This window comes from Granulicella rosea (assembly GCF_900188085.1).
GTDB classification, from domain to species: Bacteria; Acidobacteriota; Terriglobia; order Terriglobales; family Acidobacteriaceae; genus Edaphobacter; species Edaphobacter rosea.
Genome location: NZ_FZOU01000001.1, coordinates 1,164,634 through 1,182,638, shown reverse-complemented (window position 1 = coordinate 1,182,638; position 18,005 = coordinate 1,164,634). Strand labels below are relative to the sequence as shown.

Below are 18,005 nucleotides of genomic sequence, written 5' to 3'. Positions count from 1 at the left end.
GGGTGTTACTTCCACCAGCTATAGCCTAACGAAAACTGCACGCTCGCATTCACGCCCGGATTTCGGTCGCCCAGCGATGCGCTCGAAATATGAACGCCGTTCGCACTGAAGTCCACCGAGTGCTTCGGGTTCACGAAGTAGTGCAGACCGATGCCGCCCTGCGGCGTGAAGTTCCAAACACTTGCCTCGCCATTGGGTCCGTTGGTCTGCAGGTTCACTGCGGTCGATCCGTACGCCGGATACTTATGGTTCGTCCAGAGCAGCCCGCCCGCAGCCTGTCCCCACGGAACGAACTTACCATGCCGCGCGAAGTTCCAGCGCAGAATGATCGGCGTAACGCTCGCCCCGGTAAATGTGCCGCCGATCGTGTACGGCTGCGAGCAGGTAATCACGGCGGACCCTGTCGCCTGTGTGCAACTCACCTTCTGAAACTTCGGCGTAAAGGACTGCCAGTACGGCAGCACCTGAACGCCATATTCGAAGTTACCCCGGAAGATGCCCTTGCCGAAGTTATTGGTCAGCACACGGCCGCCCTGGAAGCCGGCCATGATGAAGTGAAAGCCGTTACGGTCGTCCGTCAGGCCGTTGCCGCCCTGCAGAATCACGCCGTAGCTATGCGGCTGATGCGTGCTGGCCGCGTCCAGCGGATTCGTATATTTGACCTCGCCGGCAGACTGGGCAAAAACCGATGCAGCCGGAAGAGCAAAAATCAAAACGAGCGAGCCAAGAACCTTACTCAGGATGGGCAAATGAAACTCCGTTCAAGGTTGCAACACAACAGCATTTAGTCCCATCCCAACGAGACATCCAAGGAAACGAGCTTATTCCGCAGGCGCCGAGTCGAAGTCGAAGTTGGAGTACACGTTCTGCGTGTCGTCCAGATCTTCGATCGTCTCCAACAGACGCACCATCTGTCCGGCCTGTGCGCCTTCGAGCTTCGTGTATGTCGAGGCGATCTTCGTCACCTCGGCATGCTGCGTCTCGATCTTCGCCTTCTTCAGCGCCTCGGTCACAGCCTCGAAGTCCTTCGGATCGCACAGAATCTCCCACGAATCGCCCTCGTCGTTCAGGTCCTCCGCGCCGGACTCCAGCACGATCTCCATCAGTTGATCCTCGTTCGCCGCATCCTTGTCGATCGAGATGACGCCCTTCTTCGTGAACATCCACGACACCGCGCCATCCGCGCCCAGGTTGCCGCCGTTCTTCGAGAAGGCATGGCGCACCTCGCTCACCGCGCGGTTCTTGTTGTCCGTCAGCACCTCGATGATGATTGCGACGCCGCCCGGACCGTAGCCCTCGTAGGTAATCTCGTCGTACGACAGACCTTCCAGCTCACCCGTGCCGCGCTGGATCGCGCGCTTGATGTTGTCGGCGGGCATATTCTCGGCCTTGGCCGCCAGAATCGCCGTGCGCAGACGCGGGTTGCCGTCCGGATCGCCGCCGCCACTCTTCGCCGCGATGGTGATTTCCTTGATCAGACGCGTGAAGATCTTGCCACGCTTGGCGTCGGTTGCGCCCTTCTTATGCTTGATTGTTGCCCATTTTGAGTGGCCGGACATGGTAAAACCTCAAAACCCTGAATCGAATCGGTTCGAACGGGGTGAATTTTGCGCGGAAACCGGACAAAATCCGGACCTGCGCGACCTTCGGATTTTAGCAGGAATGGTGCATCAAGGCACGGCCAACGCACAATCGCATTCCGGTGGAAGCATGGGGCTTCAGCCCCATGAATAAAGTCATGCGAAAGGCAGGGCTTTAGCCCTCGGCCTTCCGCCTCGACTCATAGCGACTCCGGCCCAAACAGATCCTTCAACGTCTCCCGCCGCCGGATCACCCGCGCCTCATCGCCATCCACCAGCACCTCCGCGGGACGCGGACGCGTGTTGTAGTTCGACGTCAAGCTCATTCCATAGGCGCCGGCGTCGAGAATCGCCAGCAGATCGCCCGGTTTGGACGCAGGCATCTCGCGGTCGCGCGCGAAAAAGTCCCCCGATTCGCACACAGGACCCACGATATCCACCGGCGCGCTCGCCCCGGCAGCCTGCTTCACCGGCAAAATCTGGTGATGTGCCTGATAAAGCGACGGTCGGATCAGGTCGTTCATGCCCGCATCGGTGATGACGAAGGTCTTGTCGCCGTTCTTCTTGACATTCAACACCCGCGTCACCAGCGCGCCCGCCTGCGCGACGAGAAACCGCCCCGGCTCCAACAGCAGATGCAGCCCCAGACCCTCGGTCGCCTTCAGCACGGCCTCCGCATAGGCCGCAACCTGCGCCTCCGGGTCGAACGGCGCGTCCGTATACTCGATGCCCAGCCCGCCACCCGCGTCGATATGCGTCAGGTGGATCCCGTCCTCGCGCAGCTCCATGACCAGCCCAACCACGCGGTCCATCGCCTTGCCAAACGGGTCGACCGCGCGAATCTGCGAGCCGATATGTACGCTAACGCCGGCAGCTTTTAGAAACTTATACTTACGAGCCTTGCGATAGATCCCCCGCGCCGCGTTGATGTCGATTCCGAATTTATGCGCGCTCAACCCAGTGGAGATATACGGGTGCGTATCCGCGAAGACATCCGGGTTCACCCGCAGCGAGTACCGCGCCTCGATCCCCAGCGCCTCTGCACGTTCGGCCAGCAGGGCCAGTTCGCCCTCCGACTCCACATTGAAGAGCAGAATCCCGGCCCCGATCGCGGCATCGATCTCCGCGACCTGCTTGCCCACGCCGGCAAAGACCACCCGGTCGAGAGACTTCTTCGACGCTTTGCGCACCCGCTCCAGCTCGCCGCCGGAGACGATGTCGAAGCCCGCGCCCTGCTCGCCCAGCAGCTTGATCAGCGCGAGCGACGAATTCGCCTTCACCGCATAGCAGATCGTGTGCGGAACCGCCGCAAACGCCTGCTGAAACATCGCCAGCCGCGCCAGCACATGCTGCTGCGAGTACACATAGAGCGGCGTGCCGTGGCTTTCGGCCAGCGCAGCCAGCGATACGCCGTCACACTGCAAAACACGTTTGCGGTAAGCAAAAGGGCGCGGATTTACATCGTTTCCAGCAGTTGCCATCTTCTTCGTAAGGCTCAAGCAGTCGTTCCCCGTCCCGCGCCGGAGCTGATCGCATATTGCGACTCCGGCAGAATGATCCACGCTCCAAGATAAACCAGCAGCACGATGCCGCTCGTCAAAACCGTCAGAACCAGCGTCAGCACGCGAACCAGCGCGAGGTCCCAGCCGAAGTAAATCGCAAAGCCGGAGCAGACGCCGGCGATCAGGCGCGGCGAACGCGGCCGTACGATGCGGGCCTGCGGGGTGTAGCCGACGCGCGCGTTCGCGCCGCAGTAAGAGCAGAAACGAGCCGAAGAATCGACCTCTTTACCGCAGTGTGGGCAGAACATAGGGGGTGCCTCCGAAGATACTAGTGTGCCATAGACGTCGACGCCGTATCTTCACATCAGTACGACGAAGGCGCCATTTCAGTTCCCTTGAAATGAATGCTAAACGCCCGTATACGGCGTCTTCAGATAGCGCCTCGCCGCCTCGGCCTGCGACTGGTCTCCGCCGCCCGCAGCGGCAAGCTGATACTGCGTTATGGCGTTCGGACGATCGTGCAGCAGGTCGAACATCTCTCCCGCGTTCAGCCGCGCGCGACGCTTCAGCCAGTCGCTGGCCGTCGGCTGGTCCGCCGCTTCGAGATAGTGCTTCGCCGCCTCGACCCGCAGATTCTGCCCGCGCTCAGTCTCCGCGAGGCCGAACCACGCCATCTGCAGCCGTGCGTCGATGAAGTAGCCCGGTTTGCGCCCGTCGGCGAGCACCGCCTTGTAGATCGCAATCGCGCCCGGCCCGTCTCCCTTGTCCTTGGTCAGATTCGCCTCCTCCAAACGGAAGAGGTAGGAGTGAGGAAACTGCGTCGCAAGCCCGCGCTGCACCTCCAGCGCCTCCGGGTAGCGCGCATCGTGACGCAGAAAAAGAGAAAGCGTCGTGCGCGACTCCACCGCCGTCACCACTCCATGCGCCGCCGACTCCCGCAGCGCCTTCAGCCCCTTTTCCTTGTTCCCGCCCACGCCGAACATCCCCACCATCATACGGATGAAGCGCGGCAGGCTCGCCACCGCAAACTGCTGAATCCCCACCGCCATCTGCGCGTCCGCGTACTGCGGATCGATCTTCAACGCCGCCTCGGAGTCGTTGCGCGCCGCCAGCCCCTGATGCGCCGCCGTCACCCAGCTATGGTCCACCAGCGTGATGAACGCAGCATGCATTCCCTTGCCAAAGCCACGTGCGAAGTACGCATTCTTATCCTGTGGGTTGGCCTTGATCCGCTGCTCGCACATCGTCTCGACCGTGTTCGTCAACGACTCGATCCGGCTGCGCTCCTGGTCCGAAACATGCACATCGTTCCGCTTCGTCGTCAGAAAAGAGTCGTGGGCGTAGTAGGTTGTATCCAGCAGATCCTGGTGGTAAAGCTCGCGGAAGATGTGCGCCATCAGAAGATAGTCGTAAGCAATCGGCTCCTGCGGATGCGCCTTCAACACCGCATCGAACCGCGCGATCGCGCCGTCGTAGTCCATGTTGTAGAAGTGCTCGTACCCGTCGCGCACGACCGGATCGAAGTTCAAAGGATCGGTGTGCAGCCCCGGATCGGCTGCGACCGCCGGAGCGCAAAGCGCCAGCCCAAGCGCCGCCGCTCGATAAACCGTTTGGAGTGCTTTGCTCAAATCCCGCTCCTCAATCTGCCATCCCATCTTAGTTGTATCTCGGGTAAGGTATATTCTTCGTGACTCGGAACGGACCGCAGTAAGGTAGAAGGAAAGGGATCCCATTCGATGACACGCCTCGAACTGCTGCGTCTCCTGATCGGCCAGGCTCGCGTCAACGGATTCGAGTTCCGTAAGTGGTACGTCGCCAAACTGGGCCTGCCGTGGCAGAGCGTGCCGCACGCCACCGAGATGCTCGCGGCCGAGCGCCGCTACTACGCCCTGCTCTTCTCGCACGACTTCGCCAAACACTTCTGGAAGGCCGGCGAAAAGATGACCTTCCTCGTCCCCGGCCAGAGCTTCCAGCGCCGCAACGTCGACGGAACCATCGTCACCATCCACCGCAAAGGCTACACCCGGCGCAGCATCCGCGACGACGCCTGGCGCTACCACCTGAAGGAACTTGCGCTCTCCGAGCAACCCCTTCGCTACATGCGCCGATACCTGAAGATCGAAGACGAAGTAGACGAAGACGGGCCAGCGTAAGACGCATACAAAAGCCTGCCATCCTAAGCGACAAAGCCTGTCATCCTGAGCGAAGCGAAGGACCCGCTTCTGTACTTGCCCTTGTTTCTCGTTGTCATCCTCGAAGAGGATCAAAGGAACCGCGCCTAGTTCAACTCCGACAAAGCCTGACGCACAGCCTTCACATGCTGACCATCCGGCTCCAGCTTCAGATAATCGTTGTACGCAGCCTTCGCCTCGTCCTTCATGTTGAGTTTGCGAGCAGTCTGGGCCAGCGCCCAATGCGCCTCCGGATCGTCGGGAACGCTCTTCACCGCATCCTGCGCCCGCAGATACGCCGCCCGGATATTGCCCGTGCTCATGTAGTACTTCGAAATCTGCAGATCCTCCGTCTCGCGGTCGGACATGCTCTGCACCTTCGGCAGCTTGCGCCGGGAGTTCTTCGTCGAACCCTCGCTGCCCAGATCCTTCAACTTCGGTCCATCGTCCGCATCCGGGTTTGGAGCGTCGGGATTCGCCGCATCCGGGTCGACGCTGGAGCTCGAGCTGCTTGAAGAGCTCGAACTGCCGCTATCGGCCGGCGCCGAAGAGGATGGCGGAACATCTTTGTCCGAAGGCAGCGGAAACTCCTTCGCGGCATCGGTGGGCGTCTGAACCTGCTTGGCGCCCGCAGCCGGCGCAGGCGTATCGCCGGGAAACGGAAACTCTTCGTTCGCTGGCTTGACGCCGGCCGGGCTGGCATTGGCCGGCTGCCCTTCGCCCTTCTTCTCATCACCGGGGAACGGAAAATCCTGACTCGCATCCGGCGTCTTCACGGTGGGCACGGGCGTCGGCTGCGTCGTAATGCACGGAGCCTTCTTCGTCGGCACACAGGGAGCGGTAGTCAACGGCGGCGGCGGCGGTTGATACTGGGCTCCGGCAGTCGTCGCACCCAGCAACCCGGCCGCCAGCGCAGCCCCACGCAACATCGAATTGGCGGTTACCTTCAGCATCGCAGCCACACACCTCATTTTACCGGTACACGCCAGTCTGGGAAACAGACGCTCCTCTACAGACGAATCCGCCGCCAAAAAGGTGGTACCCTTTGGCGCAGAACCCCGTTCGGAGCCGCCCTAAGAAAATGCCCAGCCCAAGCCTCGTCATCCGCTCGTCCGCCATCCACGCCGCCGGCTGTTACACCACGCGCGCCATCCGCAAAGGCGCCCGCGTCTGCGAATACGAAGGCCCACGCATGACCAAAGCCGTCGCCGACGCACGCTACGCCGACCGCTACGTCACCTACCTCTTCGGCTACGGCGAGGAAGACATGGTCATCGACGGCTTCGGCACGCCCATGTTCATCAACCACTGCTGCGACCCCAACTGCGAGACCGAAGAGCAGGACGGCCACATCTACATTAAGGCCCTGCGCAAGATCGAAGCCGGCGAAGAACTCACCTTCGAGTACAACCTCTGGGACTCCGACGAAGAGACCCAGGACTGCTACTGCGGGGCGAAGAACTGCCGGGGAACGATGTTCTCGCCGGGAGAGATCGAGAAGCGCGCCAAGGCGGCGGCGCGCAAAGCAAGGCGCGAGAACGCATGATCGAAGCCAGCTTCACCATCCGCGAAGACGAGTATCTCGAAGCCCAGAAGGCCTACATGCATGCGGTGAATCCGCAGGCGCGCTGGATCAGGTTTGGCTTGGCAGGAGTTCTCACCCTCTCGATCGGCATCGTGCTGCTCACGCAGCGTACGGGACTGGCAACGCTTTGGACGCCGCACAATCTTCCCGGAGCAGTCTTCGTCCTGACGATCGTGACCATCACGCTCTTGTCGCCCAAGCTACAACGGCGCGCGTTCAAAAAACGTTATCAGGTGGAACGAGCAGGCATGACCGATGTCCGCACAGAACTTAACGAAGAGGGCATCAGTGCAGAGGTCCCGGCCTACGGGCGCGCAGAGTTGCTCTGGAGCGCCCACACCGGCTATCTCCAGACCCCGCAACTCATCCTGCTGCTCAAGGGTTATACCTTCCGCCCGATTCCTCTACGCGCCTTCGCACACCCGAACGAGGTGGAGGAGCTCGTGAAGCGCCACCTGCCTGTCTACACGCGAGGGTTGGCGCGCGCAGAGGCCCGCTCGACCGATCGAGCCTGAACCGCTAATCCTGACCGGCAATCCTCAGCCCGACAGCCATCCAAGCATTAGAATAGCCAAAGATGGCCTACCAGGTTCTAGCAAGAAAGTACCGCCCGCAGCGCTTCGCCGATGTCGCCGGACAGGATCACGTCACCGTGACCCTGATGAACGCGCTCACCCAGCAGCGCATCGCCCACGGCTACATCTTCTCCGGCCATCGCGGCATCGGCAAGACGACCATCGCGCGCATCCTCGCCTGCGCGCTGAACTGCCGCAACCCCATCGGCTCGGAGAAGCGGCCTACGGCGGAGCCTTGCGAGGTCTGCGAGTCCTGCCTCGAGATCCGCGCCGGCAACGCCACCGACGTCATCGAGATCGACGCCGCCACCAACCGCGGCATTGACGAGATTCGCGAGCTCCGCGACGCCGCACGCTACCGGCCAAGCCGCGACAAATACAAGATCTACATCCTCGACGAGGCCCACCAGATCACCGACGCGGCCTTCAACGCGCTCCTGAAGACGCTCGAAGAACCACCCGACCACATCGTCTTCATGATGGCGACGACCCAGCCCGAGGACATCCCACAGACCGTCCGCTCTCGCTGCCAGCACTTCAACTTCCACGCCGTCAAGCTGGTCGACATCCTCGGCGAGCTGCGCGGCATCGCCCAGCACGAGGGCGTCGACGCCGACGAGGCCGCGCTGAATCTTCTGGCCGAGGCCGGCGACGGATCCATGCGCGACGCTCTCTCGGTCATGGACCAGGCCATCGCCTCCGCGCCGGTCGAAAACGGCCGCGCACGCCTTGACGCCAGCCAGATTCGCGAGCTGATGGGCACGGTCGCCAACGGCACCTTCGAGCGCATTCTGATTGCGATCAACGAGAACCGGTCGGCCGAGGTCATGACCATCGCGAACGAGCTGATGGACGCCGGCAACTCGCCCGCGCAGCTTGCACGCCAGGCCGTCCGCTATCTGCGCAGTTGCGTCATCGCCAAGATCACCGGCCTGAAGGCCGACGCCGAGGGCGAGTTCATCGGCAGCGAGCTGCTGCAGATCTCGGCCGACGAGCAGCGCCGCGCCGCCCGCACCGCTGCTCTCTTCTCCGAAGAGGAGCTGACGCGCTTCCTCCAGACCATGCTTCGCACCTTCGACGAGCTGGGCTACCGGCAGGAGCAGCGCTTCCACTTCGAGCTTGGCCTGCTCAAGCTCGTCCACCTGCGCCGCCTGCTGCCGGTCGAAGAGGTTCTCAGCTCCCTCTCCGGCGCCGCCGCCCCACGCAGTGCGGCCCCTGCGCCACAGCCCCGGTCCGCGGCCCCGGCGCCGGCAGCCGCTCCGTCGAAGCCGGCCTTTTCGCCCTTCGATCAGGATAAGTCCCGCCGTTACAGCGGTGTAGAGGCAGGTCACAACCCGGCTCCCGTCGTCTCCGCTCCCCCAGTGGTAAGCGCCCCACCGGTCGCGGCAGCAGCGCCAGTGGCAACACCCCCGCCGCCGCCCGCGCCGCTCGTCATCCCTTCCCTCGCGGCGGTAGCCACGGATCCGATTCCCGTGCCAGCTCCCATCCCCGTTCCGGAGCCGGTTCCGGTAACCGCACCCGTCGCGCCGATCGAACTGGCTCCCGCGGAACCAGCCCCCGTCGAACCCCCGCTCGTGGAGTTGGCCGCCGAAGAACCAGCGCCACTCGCCCCTGTCGATCCGCCGCAAAGCCCTGTCATCCTGAGCGAAGCCGAAGGACCTGCGTCCCTCCTCCCGGTCCCGGAACCCGTAGCTGAAACCCCAGAACCCGAGGCCGCAGCCACCTCGCCAGAGCTCGCTCCGCTCCAGGCCAAAGCGGTCGACGCCCTCGCCAAGGCCTCCGGCCAGACCTCCGCCGCGGACGCCATCGCCGAATCCGTCTGGAAGGTCGACGCCGGCACGCTTACGATCCAGACCCAGTGCTCGAAGACGATGCTGCCCATGATCGTCAACCCCGACGCCGAAAAGCTCGTCAGGGCCGCCGTACGCGACGCGGGCATCACCAAGGTCGTCATTCTGCCCGGCGTCCCGAACGCCGCCCCGAAGAAGCCGCGCGCGGCCCGCGCCGGCTCGCCCGAGGCCAAGGCCAAACAGCATCCTATGATCCAGCAGGCGCAGCGGCTCTTCGACGCCGAGATTCGCAACGTCATCGACCTGAGTGAGGGCAACTAGCATGGACTTCTCCGACCTGGGCAAGCTCAAAGACCTGATGGGCAACGCCAAGCTGATGCAGGAGCAGATGGAACACCGCCTCTCCGAGACCGTCGTCGAGGCCACCAGCGGCGGCGGCATCGTCACCGTGCGGATGAACGGCCGCAAAGAGGTTCTGCGCCTGCGCATCTCGCCCACAGCGATGGGCAGCACCGGCAGCGACCTCGAACTGCTCGAAGACCTCATCACCGCCGCCGTGAACGAAGCCGGCCGCCGCGCCGACGAGGCCATGAAGTCCAGCATGCAGGGCATGATGGGCGGCCTCGACCTGCCCGGACTCACCTAACGATGGCGACCCGCTACGCCGAACCGATGTCCCGCCTGATCGAAGAGCTGCGCAAGCTGCCCGGCATCGGCACGCGCACCGCGCAGCGGCTGGCCTTCCACGTCCTGCGCTCGTCCTCCGAAGACGCGGAGAAGCTCGCCGCCGCCATCCGCGAGATCAAGCTGCACCTCCGCCTCTGCTCCATCTGCAACAACATCACCGACGTCGACCCCTGCGCCTACTGCACCAGCCCCAGTCGCAACCACCGGTTGATCTGCGTGGTCGAGGAGCCGACCAACATCGCTTCGGTCGAGAAGACCCGCAGCTACTCCGGCGTCTACCATGTGCTGCACGGCACGCTCTCGCCCATCGGCGGCGTCGGCCCGGAGCAGCTACGCACCGCCAACCTGCTCAACCGCCTCACCGAGGTCGACGAGGTCATCCTCGCCACCAGCCCCACCACCGAAGGCGAAGCCACCGCTGGCTACCTCGCGCACGAGATGCGCCGCATCGCCCCGGCGATCAAGATCACCCGCATCGCCACCGGCGTCCCCGCGGGTTCGGACATCGAGTATGCCGACGAGGTGACGATGACCCGCGCCATGGAAGGCCGCCGCGAGTTCTAGCCCGACAGGAGAGTCCATGACCCACCCGATCCAGCGCCGCGACTTCCTGCGTCAGAGCTTCGCCTTCAGCGCCCTCGCCGCAGGCCTCGGCGCGCGCGGCGTCCTGGCGCAGGCGCCGAACCCCGGCGCAAAGCACATCCTAATGGTTGGCGACTGGGGCAAGGACGGCGACCACAGCGCGCAGACCGAGGTGGCAGCCGCGATGGCCCGTTACGCGCACGATCATAGCCTCAAAACAGAGGCGCTCTTCATGCTGGGCGATAGCTGGTACGGCCCGCTGCTCGGCGGCGAAAACAGCCCGCGCTGGCAGACGCAGTTCGAGGAGATGTACCCCCGGCGCGTCTTCGATTGCCCCGCCTACTCGATCATGGGCAACCACGACTATCAGCGGATGCCCTTCAGCAAGGTAGAGGCGGAGCTGCTCTATGCCCGCAAACCCGGCACGCGCTGGACCCAGCCCGCGCTCTGGTACAGCTTCGACTTCCCGAAAGAGAACCCGCTGATGAGGGTCATCGCGCTCGACAGCAACATGCCCAACGGGCGTATGAGCTTCGGCGTGGACTTCACCCTGACCGACGCCCAGCGCCAACAGCAGCTTGCATGGTTCAGGTCGGAGTTGTCCAGATCGACATCCGCGCCCTTCACCGTCGTCCTGGGGCACCACCCGGTCTTCTCAAACGGCCCGCACGGCGACCACCCGATACTGAAGCAGGACTGGGAGCCGCTACTTCGCCAGCATAAGGTCCACCTCTACCTCGCCGGACACGACCACGACCTGCAGCACCTGGAGTTCGCGGGCCACCCGACCTCCTTCGTCTCCTCAGGAGCGGGCGGCGCGGACCTCTACACCCTGAAGATCGGCGAAAAAGAGCGCGGTCCGTACGCCGAGAAGGTCTACGGCTTCAGCCACCTCGAGGTCACCCCCGAGAAGCTGACTCTCCGGCACGTGGACGCGCAGGGACGCATCGTTCACGGCTTTTCAAAACTTGTGGACGGAGTCGTGACGCTCGGCGCGTAAGGTGTCCCCCATTCGATATGGTTCTCCTGAGCCGGATCCGGCCCCCTCGAAAGAGCGGGTTGATCCGGCGTCCCTGCTTCTCTATCTTGTACCTGAACGATAGAGGAGTTGGATGACATCGACCCATGGAACCCTGAAGCTTCGCCCAGACGGCAAGGTGCTGTTCGTAGAGATCGACGCTCCACCGCTCAATATGCTGGGACCTGAACTTGTGGGCGATCTTGTCGAACTCATCCAGGTACTCGACCAGGGCGCCCCCTACAGTGTGGTCGTCTTCTCGAGCGCCAACCCGAATTTTTTCATCGCGCATGTGGATACGACGAAGATCAAGGAGTACCGGGCGGCAGCAGCCGCTCTCACGGGAGAGCCATCCATCGCATTGCTCTTCCGGCGCCTGAGCAAAACGAAGGCGGTCACCATCGCGCAGATCGAAGGCAGGGTCCGCGGAGCCGGCAGCGAGTTCATCATGGCGTGCGACCTGAGGTTCGGAGCCCGTGAGACCGCGATCTTCAACCAAAATGAGGGCGGCATGGGAGTCCTGCCAGGAGGTGGCGCAACTCAATACCTCTCCCGCTTGATGGGTAGAGGACGCGCCCTGGAAGTTCTGCTGACCGCGGACGACTACAGCGCCGATGTGGCCGAGCTTTATGGCTGGATCAATCGCGCGATCCCGCAAGCCGGGATCGCCGATTTCATCTCGAAGTTGGCGCATCGCATCGCCAGATTCCCCGCGCGAGGTTTACAGGAGATCAAGGCGAGGATGAACGAACTGACTCTGGCGCCGGACGACGCCTTCCGCCACGACTCTGACGCTTTCCTGCAGGGCCTGCAGGATCCCAGCGCTCAGGCCGCCGTCAAGCACGCAGTCGAAAAAGGATTCGGAACCTCGGAGCAGGCGGAGCTTACGCTGGGCGCTCTGCTCGGGGAGTTCGAATAATCGCCTGAACGGCGATTATTCGAGCCCCGGAATCACCCGCAGATCGCCACCCGTCATCTGCCCCGGCTGGGTCACGCCCAGCAGGCTCAACAGAGTCGGCGAAATATCCCGCAGGCTGCCGCCATCGCGCACGCCGATCTTGCGGCCCTGATCCGTCACCAGCAGGAACGGCACCGGGTTCGTCGTGTGCGAGGTGTGCGGACCGCCGCCGATGGGGTCGACCAGCATCTCCGCGTTGCCGTGGTCGGCGGTCACCAGCAGCGATCCGCCGCGTTGCTTCACCGCGTTGTAGATCCGGCCGAGCTGCGTATCCACCGTCTCGACTGCCTTGATCGTCGGCTCCATCATGCCCGAGTGCCCGACCATGTCGGCGTTCGCGAAGTTGACGATGACGACGTCGAAGGCCGTGTCGTTCACCGCGCGGACCACCGCATCGGCGATACCCGCGGCCGACATCTCCGGCGCCAGATCGTACGTCGCCACCTTCTGCGACTGGACCAGCTCGCGATCTTCGCCGGCAAACGGCTTCTCGATGCCGCCGTTGAAGAAGTACGTCACATGCGCATACTTCTCCGTCTCCGCGACACGCAGGTTGCGCAGGTTGGCCTGCGCCATCACGTTCGCCAGCAGGTTGTCCATCGACTCCGGCGGAATGAAGTACGGCAGCCCATAGGTCTTGTCGTACTGGGTCATGCAGATGTAGTGCAGGCGCTGCGGCAGCGTCCGCGGCGGAATCGCCTCGTCCAGCTCCGCGGCCTTGGGCAGCGCGCGGCCCCCATCCTTCAAATCGGACGCGCGGGTCAGCACCCGCGTGATCTGCCGCACGCGGTCGGCGCGGTAGTTGAAACAGATGCAGACGTCCTCGTCGCGGATCGACCCAACCGGCTTGCCCGCCGCGTCGAGACACGTAAACGGCGGGATGAACTCGTCGTTCACACCGTTGTGATAACACTCCCGCACGCGCGCCAGCGGATCGGCGTAGGCCCCGCCCTCAGGCGCGCCGGTTACCATCGCGTCGAAGGCCTGCTTCTCCTTCTCCCAGCGCAGGTCGCGATCCATCGCGAAGTAGCGTCCAGAGACCGACGCCAGGCGTCCCGCGCCGATCTCCTGCATCTCGCTCAAAAGCTGTTCCAGATAGCCCAGGCCGGAGGTCGGCAGCGTGTCCCGGCCATCGGTGAACGCATGCACGTAGACGTTCACGATCCCCTGCTGCTTCGCCATCTTCAGCAGAGCATACAGGTGCCGCGAGTGCGAATGTACGCCGCCATCCGAGACCAGCCCGAGCAGATGCAGCGCGCGCCCCTTCTGCTGCGCCAGCTTCATCGCATGCATCAGCGTCGGGTCGGAGTACAGGCTGCCGTCCATGATCGCCGTATCGATGCGCGTCATATCCATCCTGACGATGCGTCCCGCGCCGAGGTTCAGGTGGCCCACCTCGGAGTTGCCCATCTGCCCATCCGGCAGACCGACGAAGTGCTCGCTCGCGCGCAGCAGCGTGTTCGGATACTCGGCCAGCAGCTTGTCATAGGTCGGCTTGCGCGCCTGCGCAATGGCGTTGGCGAAGGTCTCGGCCCGGTAACCCCAGCCGTCGAGAATGGTCAGAACTACAGGTCCCTGCTTTGGCATAAATCTCCACCCGATCTAAATCCGTTGCAATCTCAATGATGCCCCATCTGGTCGCGCGCAATCCAGCAGATGGCGTCCTCGCAGCCCAGGAACATGCGGCGAGTCTTCACATCCGCGGACAGGGTTCCCGCATTGAGCGCGATATGAAGGCGCGCGCTCGTCGCCAACCCCGGAATATTGGGTTGCGCAAAGACGGGAGTCACCAGGTTCAAACTTCCGATGGCCGCGAAGAGCGCAAAGCCCAGCCACCGCCGCTCTTGGAAGATCGTCGCCCCCGCCAGCAGCAAGAAGAAGAAGATTCCCGGAATCAGATAGCTCACTTCGATCGGGAACTTCAAAAACAGAGCCACGTTGCTGAGGAAAAATCCGGCCGAGATCGCCATGAGCTTCGCATGCTCCGAGTCCGGTTCGCGCCTCTGCCGCCAGGGATACACCGCCGCGGCATACGCCGAAACCACCATGGCGAGCGGTCCGATCGCGTACATACCCTTATACAGAAAGCGACCGAGGTAGCCCTTCCAGGTCCACAACGACGCCGGGCCGGTCATCGGCGCCATGAAGGCCAGCGTGTTATGCGCAAGGCGATACGACAACACGTAGACGGAACAGCCCAGCACCGCTGCGGCTATTCCAGAGATAGCTGTCTTCACCGCGCCCGCACTCAACCCACGCCGCCGGTAGATCTCGTAGCCGATCGCCGCCGCGTATCCTCCCGCGACCAACACGGCGTTCGCGCCGCGAAAGCTGATCGCCAGCCCACCCAGCAGCGCCGCCTGCACCGGCCGGTCGTCGAATAATCCCTCCGCCGCCAGCACCAGGCAGAGCAGCGACCACATATAGTCCATCGTCGACGTCGCGGCAATGACGACTACTGGAGTAACCACGAAACACGCCGCCATCAAGACTGGATGCCCAACGCGCAGCCGCTGCGCGATCCGCAGAAAACGCCAGAGCGCCACGCAGCTCACCGCAAGCGAACCAAGGTTGCTGAGCAAAGAGCCGCCCAGCGACGACAACGCATACACCACGGCCTCATACGTCCAGTAGCCGGGATTGCGAGAGGTCGCGAGCACATGCATCCGCCACGTCTGCGCACCGAACTGCAACACGCCATATGTGTCGTTATCGCTTCCATAGCCAAGAAAACAAAGCGGCAGAAGGCACAGTACGGCGACGGGAATTAACCAGGGATAACGGCTATTTCGCTGTGCGGGGGCGTGCTCCATCAGCAAAGACTACCACAGCAAAATTGTTGCCCCGCGACCGGGTATACGGAGAAAAGGGACCGTCGCAAAGACGGTCCCCATGCCCCACGAAACACCCACGCTACAGGCTGCAGTTGATCGACTCGATGCCCAGGAACTCCGCCGACTGGCCGAGCTCTTCCTCGATGCGCAGCAGCTGGTTGTACTTCGCAATCCGGTCCGTACGCGACGCCGAGCCGGTCTTGATCTGGCCCGCGCCCGTGCCGACCGCGAGGTCCGCGATGAAGGTGTCTTCCGTCTCGCCCGAACGATGCGAGATGATCGAAGTGAATCCGAAGCGGCGGCCCAGCTCGATCGCCTCCAGCGTCTCGGAGATTGTGCCGATCTGGTTCACCTTGATCAGGATCGAGTTGCCGGCCTTCTTCTCGATGCCCTGCTGTAGGCGCAGCGTGTTGGTCACGAAGAGGTCGTCGCCCACCAACTGCACCTTGCCGCCGATCTGCTCGGTCAGGTACTGCCAGCCTTCCCAGTCGTCCTCGGCCAGACCGTCCTCGATCGAGACGATCGGGTACTGACGCGTCCACGAAGCCCAGTAGTCCGCCATCTGCTGGCTCGTGTACTCGCTCTTGTCCGACTTCTTGAAGACATACTTCTGCTTCGCCTTGTCGTAGAATTCGCTCGACGCGGGATCGAGCGCGATGACGATGTCCTCGCCCGGCGTCAGACCGACCTTCTCCACCGCCTCGAGAATCAGCTCGATGGCCTCGGAGTTCGACTTCAGCGACGGCGCGAATCCGCCCTCATCGCCGACCGCCGTGTTGTAGCCCTTCTTCTTCAGCACGCTCTTCAGGGTGTGAAAGACCTCCGTGCCCTGGCGCAGCGCGTCCGAAAACGTCTCCGCGCCGACCGGCATGATCATGAACTCCTGGAAGTCGACGTTCGAGTCCGCGTGCGCTCCGCCGTTCAGAATGTTCATCATCGGCGTCGGCAGCAGGCAGGCGTTCACGCCGCCCAGGTAGCGGTAGAGCGGCATCTTCAGCGCCTTCGACGCAGCGCGCGCGGCAGCCATCGAGACCGCGAGGATCGCGTTCGCGCCCAGCCGCGACTTGTTCTCCGTACCGTCCAGCGCGATCATCGTCGCGTCCAGCATGCGCTGGTTCGAGGCGTCCATGCCGACCAGCTCGGGCGCAATCGCCGACTCGACGTTCTCGACCGCCTGCAGCACGCCCTTGCCCAGGTAATAGTCCTGGTCGCCATCGCGCAGCTCGACCGCCTCATGCTCGCCGGTGCTCGCGCCGCTCGGAACCGCCGCCCGGCCCATGGAGCCATCGGCCAGCAGAACGTCGGCTTCAACAGTAGGATTGCCGCGCGAATCCAGAATCTCGCGCGCGTGGATGGATACGATGTCGGTCATGGGAGTCCTTTGATCTTTCAGTAGAGAGGAAGGTGTGTGGCTGGCCACAATGCGGTGCTGCAGACGCTCGTTCAACTTGGGACGGCGGTCAACGGCGATAGGCCGGGCTGTGGAGTCGCCTCCGGCCGGCGCAATCATCTGGACAAGCTCTATCTCGGTTCGTTTCACTATGCGGATTCTAACAACTTCAACCACCGATTCAAAAATGTCACTGGTCCGACCATACATTTCTTGTGCTTCGCGGAGATTGCGGTGTCATTGCGGCACGATGAAGAGCCGCCCGTATTGCCTGCCTCGATTCCCTCCCATCTATTTCGCTGGCCCCGTTCCATGGCCCGTTTTAGGCTCCAACCTGAGAGTTAGGATTGTCCGCTCTCCCGGAGAAGACCCCATGAAGACCACCCAGACGAATCTCGCGGCCGCCGCGCTGCTCGCCTTCGCCACCTCGGCCGCGTTCGGCCAGACCTCCGGCGTCAGCCATCCCGACGAGACGGTCATCCAGCAGCAGCCGATTCAGGACGCACCGGCAGCCACGGCGCCGGTCGCCGCCACGCCGGCGACAACGGCTCCGGCGGAGACGGTCTACCTGCCGTACAACCCCGGCAAGCCCGCGCCCGTCCTTAGCGCCGCCGCCGCATCCACCGAACTCGCGCCCGCGAACGACGTCACGCTCAACCGCCGCTCCACCGCCGCGCTGCCCGATCCCGACGCCGGCATCGTCACCCGTGTCGCTGGCCCGTCCAACGAGCTGCCTCCCGGAACGCTGCTCAAGGTCCGCATGGTGGAAGGACTTTCCACCAAAGCCACCACCCCCGGCAGCCGCTTCGACGCCACGCTGGCCGAAGCCGTCCTCCGCGACGGACAGGTGATGCTCCCGGTCGGAACCATCCTCTCCGGCCGCGTCACCGAGGTACACGGCGGACGCCGCATCAAAGGCGCCGCATCCATCCTGCTGCAGCCGCAGATCCTCACCCTGCCCGACGGCACGCACTACACCATCCACGGCCAGGTGATCGACACCAACCTCTACCGCTCCACCAAGGTCGACCGCGAAGGCAAGATCGTCCGCCGCGATCACCCGAAGGAGACCGCAACCGTGCTCGCCCTGACCACCGGCAGCGCAGCCGCGGCAGGCGCGGTCTTCGGCGGCGGAGCAGGCGCGCTGATCGGCGCAGGCGTTGGTGCAGGCCTCAGCACCGCATGGTGGCTGAAGCAGGACCGCCAGACCTCCCTGCCACCCGAGACCGGTCTGACCATCTCGCTCACCGCGCCGCTCGCCTTCCCGACGAAGTAGGGTTTCGGGACGCGGCACAAACGCTCGTCATCCTGAGCTACGCGAAGAACCCCCGTG

General features: G+C 63.5%; 18 protein-coding genes. 9 read left to right on the top strand and 9 right to left on the bottom strand.

Annotated elements, in window-relative coordinates:
• Window positions 1-5: 5 nt before the first annotated feature.
• From CHB87_RS05005 to CHB87_RS04985, 5 genes are all read right to left on the bottom strand, one after another.
• Window positions 6-713, bottom strand: coding sequence for an acyloxyacyl hydrolase (locus CHB87_RS05005; protein ID WP_245817812.1), 708 nt, complete (start codon window positions 711-713; stop codon window positions 6-8).
• A gap of 108 nt (window positions 714-821) precedes the next feature.
• Window positions 822-1,559 (bottom strand): YebC/PmpR family DNA-binding transcriptional regulator, encoded by a 738-nt coding sequence (locus tag CHB87_RS05000; RefSeq protein WP_089407250.1) that lies wholly within the window; start codon window positions 1,557-1,559, stop codon window positions 822-824.
• 221 nt (window positions 1,560-1,780) lie between these two features.
• Window positions 1,781-3,061, bottom strand: a complete 1,281-nt coding sequence (lysA, locus tag CHB87_RS04995; protein WP_089407520.1) for a diaminopimelate decarboxylase — start codon at window positions 3,059-3,061, stop codon at window positions 1,781-1,783.
• A gap of 14 nt (window positions 3,062-3,075) precedes the next feature.
• Window positions 3,076-3,390: a PspC domain-containing protein gene (locus CHB87_RS04990; protein ID WP_089407249.1), complete on the bottom strand. Its 315-nt coding sequence runs from the start codon at window positions 3,388-3,390 to the stop codon at window positions 3,076-3,078.
• Between the two features lie 99 nt (window positions 3,391-3,489).
• Window positions 3,490-4,710: a tetratricopeptide repeat protein gene (locus tag CHB87_RS04985; protein ID WP_245817811.1), complete on the bottom strand. Its 1,221-nt coding sequence runs from the start codon at window positions 4,708-4,710 to the stop codon at window positions 3,490-3,492.
• Between the two features lie 108 nt (window positions 4,711-4,818).
• Here CHB87_RS04985 and CHB87_RS04980 point away from each other — a divergent pair, with 108 nt between their 5' ends.
• Window positions 4,819-5,235 (top strand): hypothetical protein, encoded by a 417-nt coding sequence (locus tag CHB87_RS04980; RefSeq protein ID WP_089407248.1) that lies wholly within the window; start codon window positions 4,819-4,821, stop codon window positions 5,233-5,235.
• 125 nt (window positions 5,236-5,360) lie between these two features.
• Here the strand turns inward: CHB87_RS04980 and CHB87_RS04975 are convergent, their stop codons facing one another.
• Window positions 5,361-6,206 (bottom strand): outer membrane protein assembly factor BamD, encoded by an 846-nt coding sequence (locus CHB87_RS04975; protein ID WP_089407247.1) that lies wholly within the window; start codon window positions 6,204-6,206, stop codon window positions 5,361-5,363.
• Between the two features lie 128 nt (window positions 6,207-6,334).
• On the opposite strand from CHB87_RS04975, the gene CHB87_RS04970 reads away from it, so the two are divergent.
• From CHB87_RS04970 to CHB87_RS04940, 7 genes are all read left to right on the top strand, one after another.
• Window positions 6,335-6,799 carry an SET domain-containing protein gene (locus CHB87_RS04970; protein WP_089407246.1) on the top strand — a complete coding sequence of 155 codons (465 nt, stop codon included), beginning with the start codon at window positions 6,335-6,337 and terminating at the stop codon, window positions 6,797-6,799.
• A complete protein-coding gene (locus tag CHB87_RS04965) occupies window positions 6,796-7,353 on the top strand; it encodes a YcxB family protein (protein WP_089407245.1) in 558 nt (185 codons plus the stop codon). The genes CHB87_RS04970 and CHB87_RS04965 overlap by 4 nt, the downstream gene beginning before the upstream one ends.
• A gap of 62 nt (window positions 7,354-7,415) precedes the next feature.
• Complete coding sequence (dnaX, locus tag CHB87_RS04960) at window positions 7,416-9,524, top strand: DNA polymerase III subunit gamma/tau (RefSeq protein WP_089407244.1); 2,109 nt, start codon at window positions 7,416-7,418, stop codon at window positions 9,522-9,524.
• A gap of 1 nt (window position 9,525) precedes the next feature.
• Entirely contained in the window at window positions 9,526-9,849 is a 324-nt protein-coding gene (locus CHB87_RS04955) for a YbaB/EbfC family nucleoid-associated protein (protein WP_089407243.1), read from the top strand.
• Window positions 9,850-9,851: 2 nt separating this feature from the next.
• On the top strand, window positions 9,852-10,454 hold the full coding sequence (gene recR / locus CHB87_RS04950) for a recombination mediator RecR (RefSeq protein WP_089407242.1): 603 nt from the start codon (window positions 9,852-9,854) through the stop codon (window positions 10,452-10,454).
• 16 nt (window positions 10,455-10,470) lie between these two features.
• A complete protein-coding gene (locus CHB87_RS04945) occupies window positions 10,471-11,472 on the top strand; it encodes a metallophosphoesterase (protein ID WP_089407241.1) in 1,002 nt (333 codons plus the stop codon).
• A 112-nt stretch (window positions 11,473-11,584) separates the two neighbouring features.
• A complete protein-coding gene (locus CHB87_RS04940) occupies window positions 11,585-12,409 on the top strand; it encodes an enoyl-CoA hydratase/isomerase family protein (protein ID WP_089407240.1) in 825 nt (274 codons plus the stop codon).
• A gap of 15 nt (window positions 12,410-12,424) precedes the next feature.
• Here CHB87_RS04940 and gpmI read toward each other — a convergent pair whose 3' ends face one another.
• The 3 genes from gpmI to eno all read right to left on the bottom strand — a co-directional run bounded on the left by gpmI (window position 12,425) and on the right by eno (window position 16,654).
• Window positions 12,425-14,035, bottom strand: coding sequence for a 2,3-bisphosphoglycerate-independent phosphoglycerate mutase (gpmI, locus tag CHB87_RS04935; RefSeq protein WP_089407239.1), 1,611 nt, complete (start codon window positions 14,033-14,035; stop codon window positions 12,425-12,427).
• 32 nt (window positions 14,036-14,067) lie between these two features.
• Entirely contained in the window at window positions 14,068-15,144 is a 1,077-nt protein-coding gene (locus CHB87_RS04930; protein WP_142988223.1) for a hypothetical protein, read from the bottom strand.
• Between the two features lie 217 nt (window positions 15,145-15,361).
• Window positions 15,362-16,654, bottom strand: a complete 1,293-nt coding sequence (gene eno / locus CHB87_RS04925) for a phosphopyruvate hydratase (protein WP_089407237.1) — start codon at window positions 16,652-16,654, stop codon at window positions 15,362-15,364.
• 391 nt (window positions 16,655-17,045) lie between these two features.
• On the opposite strand from eno, the gene CHB87_RS04920 reads away from it, so the two are divergent.
• Window positions 17,046-17,948, top strand: coding sequence for a hypothetical protein (locus CHB87_RS04920; RefSeq protein ID WP_089407236.1), 903 nt, complete (start codon window positions 17,046-17,048; stop codon window positions 17,946-17,948).
• Window positions 17,949-18,005: the final 57 nt, after the last annotated feature.